This window comes from Klebsiella sp. MPUS7, from assembly GCF_009905335.1.
Classification (GTDB): domain Bacteria; phylum Pseudomonadota; class Gammaproteobacteria; order Enterobacterales; family Enterobacteriaceae; genus Klebsiella; species Klebsiella grimontii.
Map to the genome: position 1 here is coordinate 1010129 of NZ_CP047604.1, position 16479 is coordinate 1026607.

Here is a 16479-nt window from a genome sequence, read left to right on the forward strand (position 1 = left end):
GCAAAAATGTCTTTCCGCAGCAGGCGCTTTCCCCGGAGGCGGAGCGTTGCGCCTGTCCGGGCTACTTCAAAGAGCGTAAACCTCGCGGGCGGCGGCGAGCACCGCTTCGCTCAGGGCGTTGAGTCCCTGACTGCGCGAGGCGCTCAGCTGGCCGCGCAGCCCCAGCGCATCAAACAGCGCCAGCGGATCCTGCGCCAGCAGCTCGGCGGCGCTTTTACCTTCAACGGCGGCCAACAGCACCGCCAGCATGCCGCGCACGATACGGCCTTCGCTATCGCCGAAGAAATGCAGCTTGCCCTCGGCATCAACGGAATATCCCAGCCAGACGCGGTTTTCACACCCGGCAATCTCTTTGGCTCGCGCTTTCAGGTCGTCCGGCAGCGCGGGAAGCTGCTTGCCCAGTAAAATCAGCTGACGGTATTTATCCTCCCACTGGCTGAGCGGGGTAAACGTCTGGCGTAAAGTCTCTTCGGTGATGCGGGTTCCAAAAGGGTGAGAAGTCGTCATTAGTCCACCAGAATTTCCAGAGCGCGGTCAACGGCGTGCACCAGCGCGTAAACATCGTCTTGCGTATTATAAGGCGCGAAGGAGGCCCGCAGAGTGCCGCTGACGCCAAGCGCCGCCAGCAGTGGTTGAGCGCAGTGCTGACCGGCGCGCAGCGCGATACCCGATTCCGCCAGCAGCGTCACCATATCGCTATGGTGAACGCCGTCAAAATCAAACGCCAGCAGGCTGGCATCCTGACAGCGGAACGAGCGAAAGCCCGGACGTTTCGCCAGCTCGTCTTCCGCCAGCGTGGCCAGGCCGCGGCACCAGTTTTCCGCCTGCGCGATATCCGTCTCCTCCAGCCACTCCAGCGCCGCGCTCAGGCCAATCACCCCGGCGATATTTGGCGTCCCGGCCTCGAAGCGCCAGGGGACGGGCTGGGTTTTGAAGCCGTCGAAGGTGACTTCGGTAATCATTTTTCCCCCGCCGAACCACGGCGACATCTCCGCCAGCCGTTCGCGTTTGCCATACAGCGCGCCGATGCCGGTCGGCCCGTAGAGCTTATGGCCGGAAAAAGCATAAAAGTCGATATCCAGCGCCTGGACGTCCGCCGGGAAATGCACCGCCCCCTGCGCGCCGTCGACCATCACCACCATCCCGGCAGCGTGGGCCTGGCGAATCGCCAGCGCCAGGTCCGGGCAGCCGCCGGTGACGTTGGACATCTGGCCAATCGCCAGCACCCGGCTGCGCGGCGTGATGAGCGCGCCAAGCGCCGCCACGTCCGGCAGACGGTTGCCCGCCAGCGGCAGCTTCACCACCCGCGCGCCGGTTTGCTCTGCAACCATTAACCACGGCACCAGGTTGGCGTGATGTTCCGCTTCGCTGACGATAATCTCATCGCCGGGTTTCAGCCGCGGGCGCACGTAGCTCTGCGCCACCATATTAATGGCTTCGGTGGTGCCGCGCGTCCAGACGATATCTTCGCCGGATGGGGCATTAAGCAGCGCCGCCACGCGTTCGCGCGCGTTTTCATAGCGTTCGGTTAGCTGCCGGGCGGCGGCGAACTGGCTGCGGTGGACGTTGCCGGCGCTGAGGCGATAGAACTGGTCGCTGGCCTCAATGACCGCCAGCGGTTTGAGCGTTGTCGCGGCGCTATCAAGATAGACGCCGGCGTCGGCCAGCGCCGGGAACTGGGCGCGAAATTGGACGGGGTTGAATGCGTTCATGAGATTCCTCGTATCGATACCAGGATCGTCGCGCAAATCGGCGGGTGATACAAGGTTTGTGCTAACGACTGGAATTTTCTGAATATGACTTCGGGGGGGTAAAAGATGGTTATGCTGAATAGTGTTGGGTTTGCGTTTTAACCTGGTACAGAACGAATCATAAACAGTATAAATAGTCGAAAGGAGAGAAAGATGAAAATGAATAAGACTGCCGCAATTATTTCTGCCTGTGTGCTGACCCTCGGCCTGAGCGCCTGCTCCTCTAACTACGTGATGCATACCAACGATGGGCGCACCATCGTGACCGACGGAAAACCGCAAACGGATAATGATACTGGCATGATTTCGTACAAAGATGCCTGGGGTAACAAGCAGCAGATCAACCGTTCTGATGTAAAACAGCTGGGAGAGCTGGATAAGTAATTGGTTTTTAGCAGGCAAAAAAAAGCACCGCGCAGTGCGGTGCTACATTAAATCACTATGGACAGACAGGGTAAATGTACAGGAAGTGAAAAGGGGTAGCTTCGCTACCATGGTCCGCAAACCCGGACCAATTGCAAACACAACAACACAACATCACAACCGTAAGCCAAAAGCTTGTTGGAACACGCATTCCAAAAAAAGCTCTTCGTTCCGGCTCAGGAAGTGCCGCCACTATAGGTATTTGCTGGTAGAAGCTCAACGGACAAATTATAATAGCTCAGATAAAAAAAACTAATAGGTTAACTATTGTTTCCTGTTTGTTAAATTGCCTTAACATCTAAGCCAGAATAACTATGTCCAAGCGTTTGCCACCTCTGAATGCATTACGTGTTTTTGATGCTGCCGCCCGTCATCTTAGCTTCACTCGCGCCGCCGATGAGCTTTTTGTGACGCAGGCCGCAGTCAGCCACCAAATCAAGTCCCTGGAGGATTTCCTCGGCCTCAAGCTGTTCCGTCGACGCAATCGTTCTCTTCTTTTGACAGAGGAGGGGCAGAGCTATTTTCAGGATATTAAAGAGATTTTCTCGCAGCTCACCGAGGCGACCCGCAAGCTTCAGGCGCGAAGCGCAAAAGGGGCCTTAACCGTCAGTATGCTCCCCAGTTTTGCCATTCAGTGGCTGGTGCCGAGACTCACAAGCTTTAACTCAGCTTATCCGGGAATCGACGTCAGAATCCAGGCCGTGGACCGTCAGGAAGATAAGCTGGCCGACGATGTCGACGTGGCGATTTTTTACGGCCGCGGCAACTGGCCGGGGCTGCGGGTGGAAAAACTGTACGCCGAATATCTGCTCCCGGTGTGTTCCCCGCTGTTGCTCACCGGTGATAAAGCGTTGAAAACGCCTGCCGATCTGGCGCAACATACCCTGCTGCACGACGCTTCCCGCCGCGACTGGCAAACTTATACCCGTCAGTTGGGTCTAAACCATATCAATGTTCAACAGGGACCTATCTTTAGCCACAGCGCAATGGTGCTGCAGGCGGCAATCCATGGACAGGGGGTCGCGCTGGCCAACAATGTGATGGCGCAGTCCGAGATTGAGGCAGGCCGTTTGGTCTGTCCGTTTAATGATGTTCTGGTCAGTAAGAATGCGTTTTATCTCGTTTGTCATGACAGTCAGGCAGAACTGGGTAAAATAGCCGCCTTCCGCCAGTGGATTCTGGCAAAAGCGGCTAATGAACAAGAAAAATTTCGCTTTCGTTATGAACAATAAATCATCGTAGGGTAAACACATGACCAGCCGTTTTATGCTGATTTTCGCCGCGATAAGCGGTTTTATCTTTGTGGCTTTGGGCGCTTTTGGCGCGCACGTTTTAAGTAAAACGATGGGCGTTGCGGAAATGGGCTGGATCCACACCGGCCTGCAGTATCAGGCATTCCATACGCTGGCGATCTTTGGCCTGGCGGTGGCGATGCAGCGCCGCATCAGCATCTGGTTTTACTGGAGCAGCGTCTTTATGGCGCTCGGTACCGTTCTTTTTAGCGGCAGCCTCTACTGTCTGGCGCTCTCGCATTTACGCCTGTGGGCGTTCGTTACGCCGGTCGGGGGCGTCTGCTTCCTCGCCGGTTGGGTATTAATGTTAATTGGTGCAATTCGTCTGAAACGTAAGGGCGTTGTTCATGAATAAAGTTGTCCTCTATTGTCGCCCTGGGTTTGAGAAAGAGTGCGCAGCAGAAATTACCGATAAGGCCTCGCGCCTTGAGGTGTTTGGTTTTGCCCGAGTCAAAGACGACTCCGGCTATGTGATTTTTGAGTGCTATCAGGCCGAAGACGGCGAAAAGCTGGTGCGCGAACTGCCGTTCAGCTCGCTGGTGTTTGCCCGCCAGATGTTTGTGGTTGGCGAACTGCTGCGCGACCTGCCGCCGGAAGACCGGATTTCCCCGATCGTCGGTATGCTGCAGGGCGTGGTGGAGAAGGGCGGCGAGCTGCGCGTGGAAGTGGCCGATACCAACGAAAGCAAAGAGCTGATGAAGTTCTGCCGCAAGTTTACGGTACCGCTGCGCGCGGCGCTGCGCGAGGCGGGCGTGCTGACCAACTATGAAACGCCAAAACGTCCGGTGGTCCACGTATTCTTTATCGCGCCGGGCTGCTGCTACACCGGCTATTCGTTGTCTAACAACAACTCGCCGTTCTATATGGGCATTCCGCGCCTCAAGTTCCCGTCCGATGCGCCAAGCCGTTCGACTCTCAAGCTGGAAGAGGCGTTTCACGTCTTTATCCCGGCGGATGAGTGGGATGAGCGCCTGGCGAACGGTATGTACGCGGTGGATCTCGGCGCCTGCCCCGGCGGCTGGACCTATCAGCTGGTGAAACGCAATATGTGGGTCTCCTCGGTGGATAACGGCCCAATGGCGCAAAGCCTGATGGATACCGGGCAGGTGACCTGGCTGCGTGAAGACGGCTTCAAGTATCGCCCGACGCGCAGCAACATCTCGTGGATGGTTTGCGATATGGTGGAGAAGCCGGCGAAAGTGGCGGCGCTGATGGCGCAGTGGCTGGTGAACGGCTGGTGCCGCGAAACCATCTTTAACCTGAAGCTGCCGATGAAAAAACGCTACGAAGAGCTATCGCGCAACCTGGCCTATATCCAGGAACAGCTCGACGAGCACGGTATCAACGCGCAGATCCAGGCACGCCAGCTGTATCACGATCGCGAAGAGGTAACGGTTCACGTTCGCCGCCTGTGGGCTGCCGTCGGCGGTCGCCGCGACGAACGCTAGTTTGCCCGCTTTTGTAGGCCGGATAAGGTGTTAAGCCGCTATCCGGCGCTGCAAATAGCCGTTATGACTGCGACACGTCCGAGACAATATGCGTCACATCATCCAGATGGCCGATCCGCGCCTCTCCTGAGCGATTAAACTTGCTCTTATCAATCAGCAATAACGATTGCGACGCCCGCTTAAGCAGCAGCGATTTGAACTCGGCGTTCACCGTGTTTGAGTCCCAGAGCGCGCCCTCGCTGTCGATGCCTTCGCAGGAAAAAATGAACAGGTCGATCTCCAGCGCTTTGAGCTGCGAGATAAGCGACGCGCTGACGTAGCAGCCATATTTTCGCTGGAGTGTACCGCCGGAGCAGGTGAGCTGAATATTCTCGCGCTTGCTCAGCTCCTGGCAAATCGGCTGGCTGTTGGTAAAGACGTGAAGGTCGATATCGGGCAGCTGGCGGGCCAGATACCAGCAGGTGGAGCTGGCGTCGAGGGCGATCGTCATTCCAGCTTCTATCCACGCAAGGGCTTCGCGGGCGATATCCGCTTTGTGCGCGTAGTGGCTTTTCAGACGGATATGAAAAGGATCGCCGCTGTCCCGGCTTTGCCGGTGAATGACTTTTGCCCGGCCGTGGTTACGCAGCACTTTCCCCTGGGACTGGAGCTCGCTGAGATCGCGGCGGATGGTTTCTCGGCTGACGTTGAGCTGTAGCGATAAGGCTTCGGTGGTCAGGCTGTTATGGTTAATGAGCAGGTCTAGTATCGCTTGCTGTCGTGCCGCTTTCATTTTTCTCACCCTGGCGTTCGCTGAGCGCCCGCATCAGACGGGCGCTCCGGCATGAGATTACGGCGTTACTCCTTTTTTTAAAAGAATATTCCCGTACTTAGCGCGCTCACCTGTGATAACGATCGCAAAGGCTTTTTGCGCCCGCTCGTAGAAAGCAAAGCGGTCGATGCGGGCGATCTCCGGGCAGGGCGCGGGGCGGGAAAGCGCCTCGCGGTAGCGCGTTTCCACCTGCGGGTCGAGGGAGTCGCCCGCCACGGCGGCCATCATCACCAGCGGCGGAGCGTAGCTGTCTAACTCAAACAGCGGAATAATCGCCTGCAGCAGGTCGCTGACCAGCAGGCCGTCGGCGCGAATCACCTGGGGCCCCATGCTGTGCGCCGGGAAGTGGGCATCGGAAAAAATAATCTCATCGCCGTGCCCCATTTCCGCCAGCACCTTCAGTAGCTCCGGCGATATTAACGGGGAAATCGTTTTTAGCATCTCATACTCCCTCAATCAGTTCGGGTTCGGTTTGCGGGTAAAAATAGCGATACTGATAGCTCACTTGCGCTCGGGCCTGCTCCGGGCTGCTGAATTCACCGACGCCATACCAGCCAAACATGGCGGCGCCAGCGACGGTGGTTTCGGCGTCATCCAGTACTTTAATCGGGATATCCAGCCTGTTGGCTTTGATCTGATTCCACAGCGCGTTGCGGCTGCCGCCGCCGACCAGCAGCAGTTCGCTGGCGTTAAAGTGACCGATTTTTTGCAGCGTTTGTAGGTTGTTCGCCAGCTGTTCGGCTAATCCCTCCAGCGCGGCGAGGTAGAAGTGACCGCGAGTGGTATTCAGCGTGATGCCCTGCCAGCCCGCGTTTGGGCTGGATAGCAGGTCGCACTGCATCTTCACCTTCTGAGCGCCGTCGGGGAGGGCACGGGCCTCGTCAATCAACGTTTGCCACGGCGTTTCAGGCGTCCACAGCAGCTGGCGTACCCATTCCAGCACGCCGGAGGCCAGCCACTGCATGCCCGGGTTATAGCGTCCCGGCTGGCTATCCAGCTCGCAGGTGGAGCCCGCATAGTGGCTGAGCAGCGGGGTGTTCACCTGGGCGCTGCGCACCATCAGGATTTCCCAGGTGCCGGACGACAGCACAGGTTCATCCTGCTCCGCGCCCGCGCCAAACAGCGCGAACTGGGTATCGTGCCCGGCGGAGATGACCGGAATGCCGACGGCTAAACCCAGCATTTTCGCGGCATCGCTTTGCAGCGTGCCGATCTGCTGGCCCGCTTCAACGAGCCGGGGAAACAGGCGGCGCGGCAGCCCCGTCGCCTGCAGGATCTGCGTGCTGAAATCCCGCTGATGGATATCCAGCATCTGGCTGGTACCCGCCATGGTGATATCGGTTGTGAATTCCCCGGTCAGACGCTGGTTGAGAAGCGAGGAGATGAACAGCCAGGCGCGGGCTTTCTCCAGCAGCTGCGGGTGATTCTCTTTCAGCCAGATCAGCTTATACAGGGTGTTGAAGGCAAATGCGCCGACGCCAGAGATCTGCTGGAGCTGCTGCGCGGGCATAAAACGGCTGATATTGTCCATCACCGCCGCGGTGCGCGGACATTTCCAGCTGATGACCGGATAGAGCAGCTTGCCCTGTTCATCCACCAGCGCGCCGTCGACGCCGAAGGTGGTGACCGTGATGCCGCGAACCGTGCAGGACGAGAGTGCGTCGCTAATCTGCCGGCAGCACTCGGCGAAGCGTTGCAGGATCGCCTCCAGCGACCACTGGTGCCAGGCGCTGTTCTCCACGGCGATATCGCTGGCGTTGGTCGTTGCGGCGCGGGCGATAATGTTCCCCTGGCGGTCAACCGCAATCGCCCGCACGTTGGTGGCGCCGCAGTCGAGGACTAGGATGACGTCTTTTTTCATCGTTAACTCCATAAACGTCGCCGGATGGCGCCGCGCTTATCCGGCCTACGGTTCTGTAGGCCCGGTAAGCCTGCGCCACCGGGCAAAGCCGTATTAACGCTTATACAGCGGGCCGTAGTTCTGGCAGGCGCGGTAATCCTGGCCTTCGCTATCCATCCCGTGGGCAGACCAGCTGGAGGGGCGGTAGATTTTCGCCTCTTCTACGTTATGCATGCAGACCGGGATCCGCAGCATCGACGCCAGGGTGATAAAGTCGGCGCCGACGTGCCCGATGGTCAGCACGCCGTGGTTAGCGCCCCAGTTCGCCATCACCGAGTAGACGTCGGAGAACGGGCCTTTACCGGTCAGACGCGGCGCAAACCAGGTGGTTGGCCAGGTGGAGTTGGTGCGGGCATCGAGCTGGTCATGCATCGCTTTCGGCAGCTCTACGCTCCAGCCTTCGGCGATTTGCAGTACCGGGCCAAGACCTTTGATGATATTCACGCGGGTCATGGTGAACGGCACGCCGCCTTCGGTCAGGAAGCGGGAGGAGAAGCCGCCGCCGCGGAAATATTCATGAATCGCCGGGCACCATTCGGTGGCCGCCAGGCAGGCGTCGGCCTCCTGCTGGCTGATTTCCCAGTGCGGTTTCATGGTTGGCTTGCCATCAGCATCGCGCTGTTTGCAGGCGCCGTCGAGCGCCGCCGAACCGGAGTTGATCAGGTGGATGATGCCGTGCTCCGCCAGCCCGGTGAGCGGTTGGCCGGTGACGCGCTCTACCGCTTCCGGCGACCAGTAGGTGCGCACGTCGGCAAATACCTGGGCGGTGCCGGTCAACTGGTGGCCCATCAGCATCGCCACGCCGTTGAGGCTGTCGTTTTCGGTGGCGACGACAAAGGGTTCGCGTACGCCATTCCAGTCGAACGAGCTATTGAGCAGCGCTTCGGCGGTATCGCCGTTGGGGTATTGATCGGTCCAGTGGCGCTGGCCCTGAAAACCCGCGGCAATGGCGTTGTAGCCCAGCGACTCTTCGACCAGCCCTTTTTCCGCCAGCTTGCTGTTGCCCTGCATCATGTCGCGGATGCACATCGCCATCAGCAGGCTCTCTTTCAGCACCGCGCGGCTCTGTTCGGCGTTGCGCTTATACTGCTGCGCGTTCTGGTCTTCGCCGTAGCGGAAGTTTTTATCCGCCCACGCCAGCGCCATTTCCAGCTCGCTTTCATCATAGATTTTCTGGTCGATGCGGCGGCGCAGTTCGGTCATGTCCACCGCCTGCACCTTCATGCCGAGCCAGGACTCGAAGAAGTTGTGATCGACGATAGAACCGGCGATACCCATCGACACGCCGCCGACGGAAAGATAGCTTTTGCCCTTCATGCTGGCGACCGCTAAGCCGGCGCGGGCAAAGCGCAGCAGTTTTTCTTCGACATCCGGCGGAATGGTGGTGTCGTCGGCGTCCTGTACGTCGTGGCCATAAATGGAGAATGCCGGAATACCCTTCTGGCTATGCGCCGCCAGCGCCGCCGCAAGGTAAACCGCGCCGGGGCGCTCAGTGCCATTAAAGCCCCAGATGGCTTTTGGCCGCAGCGGATCCATATCGATAGTTTCGCTGCCGTAGCACCAGCACGGAGTGACGGTAATGGTGACGCCGACGTTCTGGCTGCTGAATTTCTCTTCGCAGGCGGCGGACTCCGCCATACCCGCGATGCAGCTATCGGCGATGACGCACTCAATCTGCGCGCCGCAGGCGTGACGCAGTTTTTCCGCGATCAGCGCGGCGGTGGCTTTCGCCATATTCATGGTTTGCTCTTCCAGCGACTCGCGTACCCCCATGCGGCGTCCATCGATCACCGGGCGGATGCCAATTTTCGGTAAGCTGATTTTTTTCATTACAGATTCCTCACGTTATTCGGATAAATGTTTAGTTAGCTGCCGTTTGCGAACGGAAACGGGCGAAGATGAAGATGACGGCAAAGCACAGCGCCGGGACCAGTTCGGCGGTGGGAATGTTGCCGGCGGCGTCGCTGACAAAGCCCATCACTGGAGTGACGATCCCGCCGCCAATAATGGTCATGACGATAAAAGAGGAGCCGTATTTGGTGTCCTGCCCCAGGTTTTTGATGCCCAGCGAGAAGATGGTCGGATACTGAATGGACATAAAAGCGCTGCACAGCGTCAGAGCCAGCAGACCCACGTGGCCGCCGGTGAAAGCGGAAATCAGGCACAGGATCATGGAAAGCAGGGCGTAGGCCGCCAGCACTTTATGCGGCGCGAAGCGGCTGATGAGCCAGGTACCGGAGAAGCGACCGATAAAGAAGCACACCATGGTGCCGGTCAGATAGTTGGCGGCGAAACCGGGCGTCATGCCGGGGATCTCTTCGATAGCGTAGCGAATCAGATAGCTCCAGCAGGCGGTTTGCGCGCCGACGTAGCAGAACTGCGCCAGCACCGCCCAGCGCCAGTGGCGAACGCGGACCAGGCGAGCAAGGGAAGCGGAGAAGGAACTCTGGGTGGCGTCACTATGGTCGTCGCTCTGCAGGGCTGGAAATTTGGTCAACATAATCAACAGAGCGACCAGTAAGACAACCGCGACGATGATCATATACGGGGTTTGCACCGAGAGCACCAGGCTGTGCTTATAGGCGCTAAGCTGCTCCGGAGCCATTTTATCGAGCACATCCTGCGATTGATGCGGCACATTAGACAAAATAAGACTTTGCCCAAAAACCACCGCAATAATGGCGCCAAACGAGTTAAAGGTCTGGGCAAGATTAAGCCGGAAGTGACCGCCGCTTTCTGGGCCTAAAACGGTAACAAACGGGTTTGCCGCGGTTTCTAAACACCCTAAGCCCGCAGCAATAATAAACAGGCCAATCAGAAATAAGGTGTAATTCATGACCTCGGCAGCGGGCCAGAATAGCGCAGCGCCAAAAGCATATAAGAACAGTCCGGTAATAATGCCAGCTTTATAACTTAACTTTTTCATCAAGATTCCGGCCGGAATAGGGATGACGAAATAGCCGAAATAAAAGGCGGATTGAATCAGTCCGGCCTGAAAATTTGTCAGCGTAAAGGCTTGTTGAAATTGTGGTAATAAAATATCGTTGAGATTATTAGCGACCGCCCAAAGAAAAAATAACGAGCACAGCAGGGCGAAGGGAATAATGTAGCGCTTGCTTTTCCCTGTCTCTACCGCACGAAAACTCTGCGTTTGTATTGTTGTGTTTCCCATAGCATCCTCATTGGTTCAGAAGCGTGTTCAGCGGCCGGGTTATGCCCACCAGACCACAATAATCAGGTGAGCTCTTGCGGCGACGTCAACAGTGAAATAAACATCACGGAATGAACTCATGAATGCATTTTCAAATTAAAAACGCCTTTTAATATGATGGCGGTCACATTTAGTATCCACTCGGTGATTTTATGTGATTATCATCACTTTAATAATCAGAAAAACATGACCGTTTGAGAAAGTTAATTCTAAAACCCACAGGTTGAATGCCCGATTTAATTTATAATAAAGAAAACGGTCAGTTGTTAAAACTATCAGCAAAATGCCCGTTTTTAAATCTATTAGTAAGAACGGGCATTTTTCATCAGGCAAAAACGGTAGAACGCTTTTTTTTAGCCTGAAATAAGTGAGGGGTATCACAGAACCGGTGAATGTAAATTCCTTTCTGATTATTCGGGATGAAGATGATGGGCAATTATTCGAGTTATTCAACAGCGTCGCGCGTCTTATCCGGCGAGCCGTCTGTTGTCGTATTGCGCATCATAAAGAGAGGTAAATAATGGAACGAAATAGACTGGCCCGGCAGATTATTGATACCTGCCTGGAAATGACCCGGCTGGGGTTAAATCAGGGGACCGCCGGCAACGTGAGCGTGCGTTATCAAGGGGGAATGCTGATCACGCCGACGGGTATTCCTTACGAGAAGCTGACGGAGGCGCACATTGTGTATATTGATGCCGAAGGTCAGCATGAGCAGGGCAAACTGCCGTCCAGCGAGTGGCGTTTTCATCTGGCGGCCTATCAGACCCGCCCTGACGCTCACGCGGTGGTGCATAATCACGCGGTTCACTGCACGGCGGTGTCGATTCTCAACCGCCCCATTCCCGCCATTCACTATATGATTGCGGCGGCGGGGGGCAACTCTATCCCCTGCGCGCCCTACGCCACGTTCGGTACCCGCGAGCTGTCTGAGCATGTGGCCGTGGCGCTGAAAAACCGCAAAGCGACGCTGCTGCAGCACCATGGCCTGATCGCCTGTGAAGAGAACCTGGAGAAAGCCCTGTGGCTGGCGCATGAAGTCGAGGTGCTGGCGCAGCTCTATCTCAGCACCCTGGCGATTATCGATCCGGTGCCGGTTCTTGATGACGAGGCCATCGCTGTTGTGCTGGAGAAATTCAAAACCTACGGATTACGTATCGAAGAGTGATGCCGTAAGCGAAGGTTTCTGCCGACGGCTTGCGGGAAATTCAGCGACTCTGCGCTCGGCTCCCGGGGGCGGCGCTTGACGCGCCTTGCCCGGGCTACGGGTTTCCCGCCGGCTGCGATCCGGTAGCCCGGACTACGAGCTCACCGCCGTCTACGGAGCGGTAGCCCGGACAGATGCGCAGCATCGCCTCCGGGAAGCCGTGCGCTCTCTGGACCCAACGCTACCGGGCCAGCCGCAGCTGCTGCAGATTGCCGTCCAGCTGTAAATCGGTTTGCAGGCGCGCGATTTCCCGGCAGGTGAAGGCCATCTCTTGCTGTTCTTCCAGCTTCTTGCGCCACTTCTCCGGCACGTCCGCCAGCCGCGCGTAGATTCCTTCCAGATCCTGAAAATCGGTTAACAGCTGGGCGGCGCTTTTTGGGCCAATCCCCGCCACGCCGGGAACCTTTGAGCTGCTGATGCCCGCCAGCCCCCAGTAGTCAGGCAGCTGTTCCGGCGTCACGCCGAACTCTTTGGCGATAAACGGCGCGTCGAGCCAGCGCTTCTGGAAATAGTCGCGGATGCGAATCGTCGGCGACAGCAGCTGGCAGTAGCCTTTGTCGGTTGAAACGATGGTTGCCTGATGGCCGGCCTGCGCCACTTTGACCGCCAGGGTCGCGGCGAGATCGTCAGCTTCGCTGCCGCTGAGCGCCCAGCAGCGAAACCCGCGCTGCTCAAACGCCGCCCGCAGCGCCGGCATTTCCGCTTCGAGGGTCTCCGGCATCGGCGCGCGCCCGGCTTTATAATCGGGCAGGCGCTGATGCCGCCAGCCGTGGCCGCGGTCTTCATCATCAAATACCGCCACCACGTGGGTCGGCTGGCTATGAACCACCAGCTGTTCGAGCGCATGCAGGCAGGTATCGACGCAGGGTGACCCCTGCACCGCATGGATGCGGCGAATCAGATTAAGTGCGTCGACGATTAGCAAATGAACGGCCACGGATCCCCCTTATTCTCAACGTCTTTTAGGGTAACACCACCGCGCGGATGAGGCTATTGGCGCCAGGGAAATCAGGAAGATGCCTCGCAGTTTCCGGCTAACCAACGTGCATCAGCGGGCGGGGATCGCTATGAGTGGCCTCGCCGTACCAGACCGCCTCGCGCACCGATACCGGTTTGTGGATAAGGCCCAGCGCGTAAAAACGATCGGCGATACTTTGCTGGGCGCGAATCACGTTGAGATCCATCGGCCGCGGGCGATGGCTGCGGCGCGCCAGGGCTCGGGCCAGAGAAGCGGCGTTAAGCCCCAGCTCGGCGGAGAGCAGTCCGACGGCTTCCTGCCGATGCTGGTCGATAAACTGTCCGGTTTGCGTCAGTTCGGCCAGCAGGCGCTGCATGATATCGCTATTGCGGCTGGCGTAGTCGCGGCGCGACAGGTAGAACTGGTGGTTATTGACGCGCCCCTCGCCGCTGGCGACAACCCGTAGTTCACCGCTATATTCCGCGTCGCTGAGCAGCGGATCCCACATCATCCAGGCGTCCACCGCCAGGTAATCGCTGGCGGTCAGCGGGTACTTCGGCGGAATGTAGACCACTTTGACGTCGTTTAACGCCAGCCCGGCCTCTTCCAGGATATGTAGCAGCAGCCAGTGCACGTTAGAGCCTTTATTCAGCGCGATACGCTTGCCGCGCAGGTCGCTAAGGGTGCGAATATCGCTGTGCTGCGGGACGACCATCGCCACGCTTTGCGGCGCGGGCGGTTCCCAGGCGACGTAGACCAGCTCGCTGTTAGTGGCCTGCGCGAAAACCGGCGGCGCTTCGCCGGTGGTGCCAAAATCGATTTCATCGCAGGCCAGCGCGTGCAGCAGCTGCGGCCCGGCGGGGAACTCGCTCCACAGTACGCTGACGCCGCGGCTGGCAAAGGCTTGCTCAAGACTTTGCCGCGCTTTCAGGATGCCAAGATTGCCAAAGCGCTGGAAGCCGATGCGCAGTTCCCGGTCACGAGAGACCTTTTTGACCGCCGCGCTGTAGAGGGGCTCCTGACGGCGGCGGCTTTTGATGATGCCCAAATTTGCCAACTGCGTGCGCAGCGCGTGGCGGCTGATACCGAGCAGCGCTGCGGCCTGGCTTTGATTATCGTCACTGTGGGCCATCGCGCCGCGTATCAACGCCCCGGTGACCCTTTCCCACAGCGGTTCGCCCGGCAGGGAAAGCTGACGACGAATAAAATCGTCGAGTTCATTATCGCCAACTGCCGAGGGCTCGTTGTTCAGCGTCGTCAGCCGCAGCTGGGCGGGGCCGATCTCCTCTTCTTTACTCAGCAATACCGCGTTATGCAGAGTGTTCTCCAGCTCGCGAATATTGCCCGGCCAGGGGTACTCCATCAGCCTTGCCAGCGTCTCCGGGGCCAGACGGCGAATCGGACGACCCAGACGGCGGGCGTAGAGCGAGAGAAAATGGTCCGCCAGCACCGGAATATCCTGGCGACGCTGGCGCAGCGGCGGCAGCGGCACGATGGCGATATTCAGCCGGTAGTAGAGGTCTTCGCGGAAACGACGCTCGCGGATGGCCTGCATCAGATCCACGTGGGTGGCGGCGATTACCCGCACATCGACCTTAACGGCCTTGCGTGAGCCGACGCGGGTGATTTCGCGCTCCTGCAGGACGCGCAGCAGTTTCACCTGGAGCGCCAGGCTAAGCTCGCCGATTTCATCGAGCAGCAGCGTGCCGCCTTCCGCCGCCTCGAACCAGCCGGGATGGCTTTGTACCGCGCCGGTAAACGCCCCTTTTTCATGGCCGAACAGCTCCGCTTCCGCCAGGCTCTCGCTGAGCGCGCCGCAGTTGACGGCCAGGAACGGCCGTTGGCGGCGCGGGCTATGGTGATGCAGATAGCGGGCGACAACCTCTTTACCGGTGCCGGTTTCGCCGACGATCAGCACGGTCGCCTCGGTGGGGGCCAGTTTATCCAGCAGGCTCTGAAACGCTTTTGACGCCGGGTCGATCAGCGTGGGCGTTGAGGATGGAAATTCAGGATTCAGCATGGTTGACCTCCGACTTTTAATGCCCTGAACTTATCCTGTGCCGGGGTTGGAAACCAGAGGGCTAGCCCGTCGCGCTGTTGCAAAAGCCGCAGCCCGGACGCACTGTCTGCTGCATTTGCAACAGCGGTATACGGTTCTGTTTTATCTAACTGACTGATTTTGTTTTGTTAATTTTTCGTTCACCATTGGCACGATTATCGCTAACACTCATATAACCAAATTAAAACAACTCTTCGATAAATATCGGATATGGTTATATAGGAAATCGATAATGACGCAAAAAGCCGACGATAAAATCAACGTGTTCTGGTTTCTGCCCACCCACGGCGATGGCCGCTACCTGGGCACCGCGGAGGGCGGGCGACCGGTTGATTTGCCTTACCTGCAGCAGGTGGCGCTGGCGGCCGACAGCCTGGGCTACTACGGTGTGCTGATCCCGACGGGAAAAAGCTGCGAGGACTCCTGGCTGGTGGCCTCGGCGCTGGCGCCGCTGACCCGTCGCCTGCGCTATCTGGTGGCCGTTCGTCCGGGCCTGCAGCCGCCGACGCTGGCGGCGAGGATGGCGACGACGCTCGACCGTCTGTCGGGCGGTCGGCTGCTGATTAACGTCGTCACCGGCGGCGATCCGGTGGAAAACAAAGGCGACGGTATTTTCCTCAGCCACGGCGAACGCTATCAGGTCACCCGCGAATTTCTCGACGTCTACTCGCGCCTGCTGAAAGGCGAAAAGGTGGACTATCACGGTGAGCATATCCACGTGGAAGGCGCGGAAGTGCTGTTTCCGCCGGTACAGGAAAACGGTCCGCCGCTGTTTTTTGGCGGCTCCTCTGAGGAAGCCATCGACGTTGCCGCCGATCAAATCGATACCTATCTGACCTGGGGAGAGCCGCCGGCGCTGGTGGCCGAAAAGCTGGCGGTAGTGCGCGAGCGCGCCGCCGCCCGGGGCCGCACGTTGCAGTACGGGATTCGTCTGCATGTGATTGTTCGCGAAACCGAAGAGGAGGCGTGGGCCGCCGCCGATCGGCTGATTTCTCACCTTGATGACGAGACCATCGCCCAGGCGCAGAAAATTTTTGCCCGTATGGACTCCACCGGCCAGGCGCGCATGAGCTCGCTGCATAAAGGATCGCGCGACAATCTGCGCATTGCGCCGAACCTGTGGGCGGGCGTAGGGCTGGTGCGCGGCGGGGCGGGAACGGCGCTGGTCGGCAATCCGCAGCAGGTGGCAGAGCGCATTCGTGAATATCAGGCGCTCGGTATCACCAATTTTATCTTCTCCGGCTACCCGCATCTGGAAGAAGCCCATCGTTTCGCTGACCTGGTCATGCCGCTATTGCCGCTGGCAGGCCACGATCAGCCGAAGGCGCGTAGCGTCAATACCGGCCCGTTCGGCGAAACTATCGGCGGCGATAAGCGTCCGGTGAAACAGGTCAGCGCAAGCTGAGGAGGCGCGTATGT

The 16479-nt window shown here is 58.4% G+C and carries 15 protein-coding genes; 6 read left to right on the forward strand and 9 right to left on the reverse strand.

Features of this window, described 5'->3' with window-relative positions:
• Positions 1-66 precede the first annotated feature (66 nt).
• Complete coding sequence (csdE, locus tag GUC22_RS04865; protein ID WP_004132798.1) at positions 67-507, reverse strand: cysteine desulfurase sulfur acceptor subunit CsdE; 441 nt, start codon at positions 505-507, stop codon at positions 67-69.
• Complete coding sequence (gene csdA / locus GUC22_RS04870) at positions 507-1712, reverse strand: cysteine desulfurase CsdA (protein ID WP_004132800.1); 1206 nt, start codon at positions 1710-1712, stop codon at positions 507-509. The genes csdE and csdA overlap by 1 nt, the downstream gene beginning before the upstream one ends.
• A gap of 198 nt (positions 1713-1910) precedes the next feature.
• Between csdA and GUC22_RS04875 the strand changes: the two genes are divergently transcribed.
• The 4 genes from GUC22_RS04875 (at position 1911) to rlmM (ending at position 4914) form a co-directional block, all read left to right on the forward strand.
• Entirely contained in the window at positions 1911-2135 is a 225-nt protein-coding gene (locus GUC22_RS04875; RefSeq protein WP_004132801.1) for a YgdI/YgdR family lipoprotein, read from the forward strand.
• A 353-nt stretch (positions 2136-2488) separates the two neighbouring features.
• A complete protein-coding gene (gene gcvA, locus GUC22_RS04880) occupies positions 2489-3406 on the forward strand; it encodes a glycine cleavage system transcriptional regulator GcvA (protein WP_004114967.1) in 918 nt (305 codons plus the stop codon).
• A gap of 19 nt (positions 3407-3425) precedes the next feature.
• Positions 3426-3821, forward strand: coding sequence for a DUF423 domain-containing protein (locus GUC22_RS04885; RefSeq protein WP_004105073.1), 396 nt, complete (start codon positions 3426-3428; stop codon positions 3819-3821).
• Complete coding sequence (gene rlmM / locus GUC22_RS04890) at positions 3814-4914, forward strand: 23S rRNA (cytidine(2498)-2'-O)-methyltransferase RlmM (RefSeq protein ID WP_004124420.1); 1101 nt, start codon at positions 3814-3816, stop codon at positions 4912-4914. Before GUC22_RS04885 ends, rlmM begins: the two co-directional genes overlap by 8 nt.
• Before the next feature lie 61 nt (positions 4915-4975).
• On the opposite strand, the gene fucR is transcribed toward rlmM, so the two are convergent.
• The 5 genes from fucR to fucP all read right to left on the reverse strand — a co-directional run bounded on the left by fucR (position 4976) and on the right by fucP (position 10797).
• A complete protein-coding gene (gene fucR, locus GUC22_RS04895) occupies positions 4976-5686 on the reverse strand; it encodes an L-fucose operon activator (RefSeq protein WP_004870054.1) in 711 nt (236 codons plus the stop codon).
• Positions 5687-5743: 57 nt separating this feature from the next.
• Complete coding sequence (gene fucU / locus GUC22_RS04900) at positions 5744-6166, reverse strand: L-fucose mutarotase (RefSeq protein ID WP_024358518.1); 423 nt, start codon at positions 6164-6166, stop codon at positions 5744-5746.
• 1 nt (position 6167) lies between these two features.
• Entirely contained in the window at positions 6168-7586 is a 1419-nt protein-coding gene (fucK, locus tag GUC22_RS04905; protein WP_024358517.1) for an L-fuculokinase, read from the reverse strand.
• A 93-nt stretch (positions 7587-7679) separates the two neighbouring features.
• Positions 7680-9455, reverse strand: a complete 1776-nt coding sequence (fucI, locus tag GUC22_RS04910; protein ID WP_004870066.1) for an L-fucose isomerase — start codon at positions 9453-9455, stop codon at positions 7680-7682.
• A gap of 31 nt (positions 9456-9486) precedes the next feature.
• Positions 9487-10797 carry an L-fucose:H+ symporter permease gene (gene fucP, locus GUC22_RS04915; RefSeq protein WP_004870069.1) on the reverse strand — a complete coding sequence of 437 codons (1311 nt, stop codon included), beginning with the start codon at positions 10795-10797 and terminating at the stop codon, positions 9487-9489.
• Positions 10798-11356: 559 nt separating this feature from the next.
• Here fucP and fucA point away from each other — a divergent pair.
• Entirely contained in the window at positions 11357-12004 is a 648-nt protein-coding gene (fucA, locus tag GUC22_RS04920; RefSeq protein ID WP_004124398.1) for an L-fuculose-phosphate aldolase, read from the forward strand.
• A gap of 220 nt (positions 12005-12224) precedes the next feature.
• Here the strand turns inward: fucA and xni are convergent, their stop codons facing one another.
• Complete coding sequence (gene xni / locus GUC22_RS04925; RefSeq protein WP_004124395.1) at positions 12225-12980, reverse strand: flap endonuclease Xni; 756 nt, start codon at positions 12978-12980, stop codon at positions 12225-12227.
• Between the two features lie 97 nt (positions 12981-13077).
• Complete coding sequence (locus tag GUC22_RS04930; RefSeq protein WP_049086128.1) at positions 13078-15021, reverse strand: sigma-54-dependent Fis family transcriptional regulator; 1944 nt, start codon at positions 15019-15021, stop codon at positions 13078-13080.
• A 271-nt stretch (positions 15022-15292) separates the two neighbouring features.
• Here GUC22_RS04930 and ssuD point away from each other — a divergent pair, with 271 nt between their 5' ends.
• Positions 15293-16465: an FMNH2-dependent alkanesulfonate monooxygenase gene (ssuD, locus tag GUC22_RS04935; RefSeq protein ID WP_004870076.1), complete on the forward strand. Its 1173-nt coding sequence runs from the start codon at positions 15293-15295 to the stop codon at positions 16463-16465.
• Positions 16466-16479 lie beyond the last annotated feature (14 nt).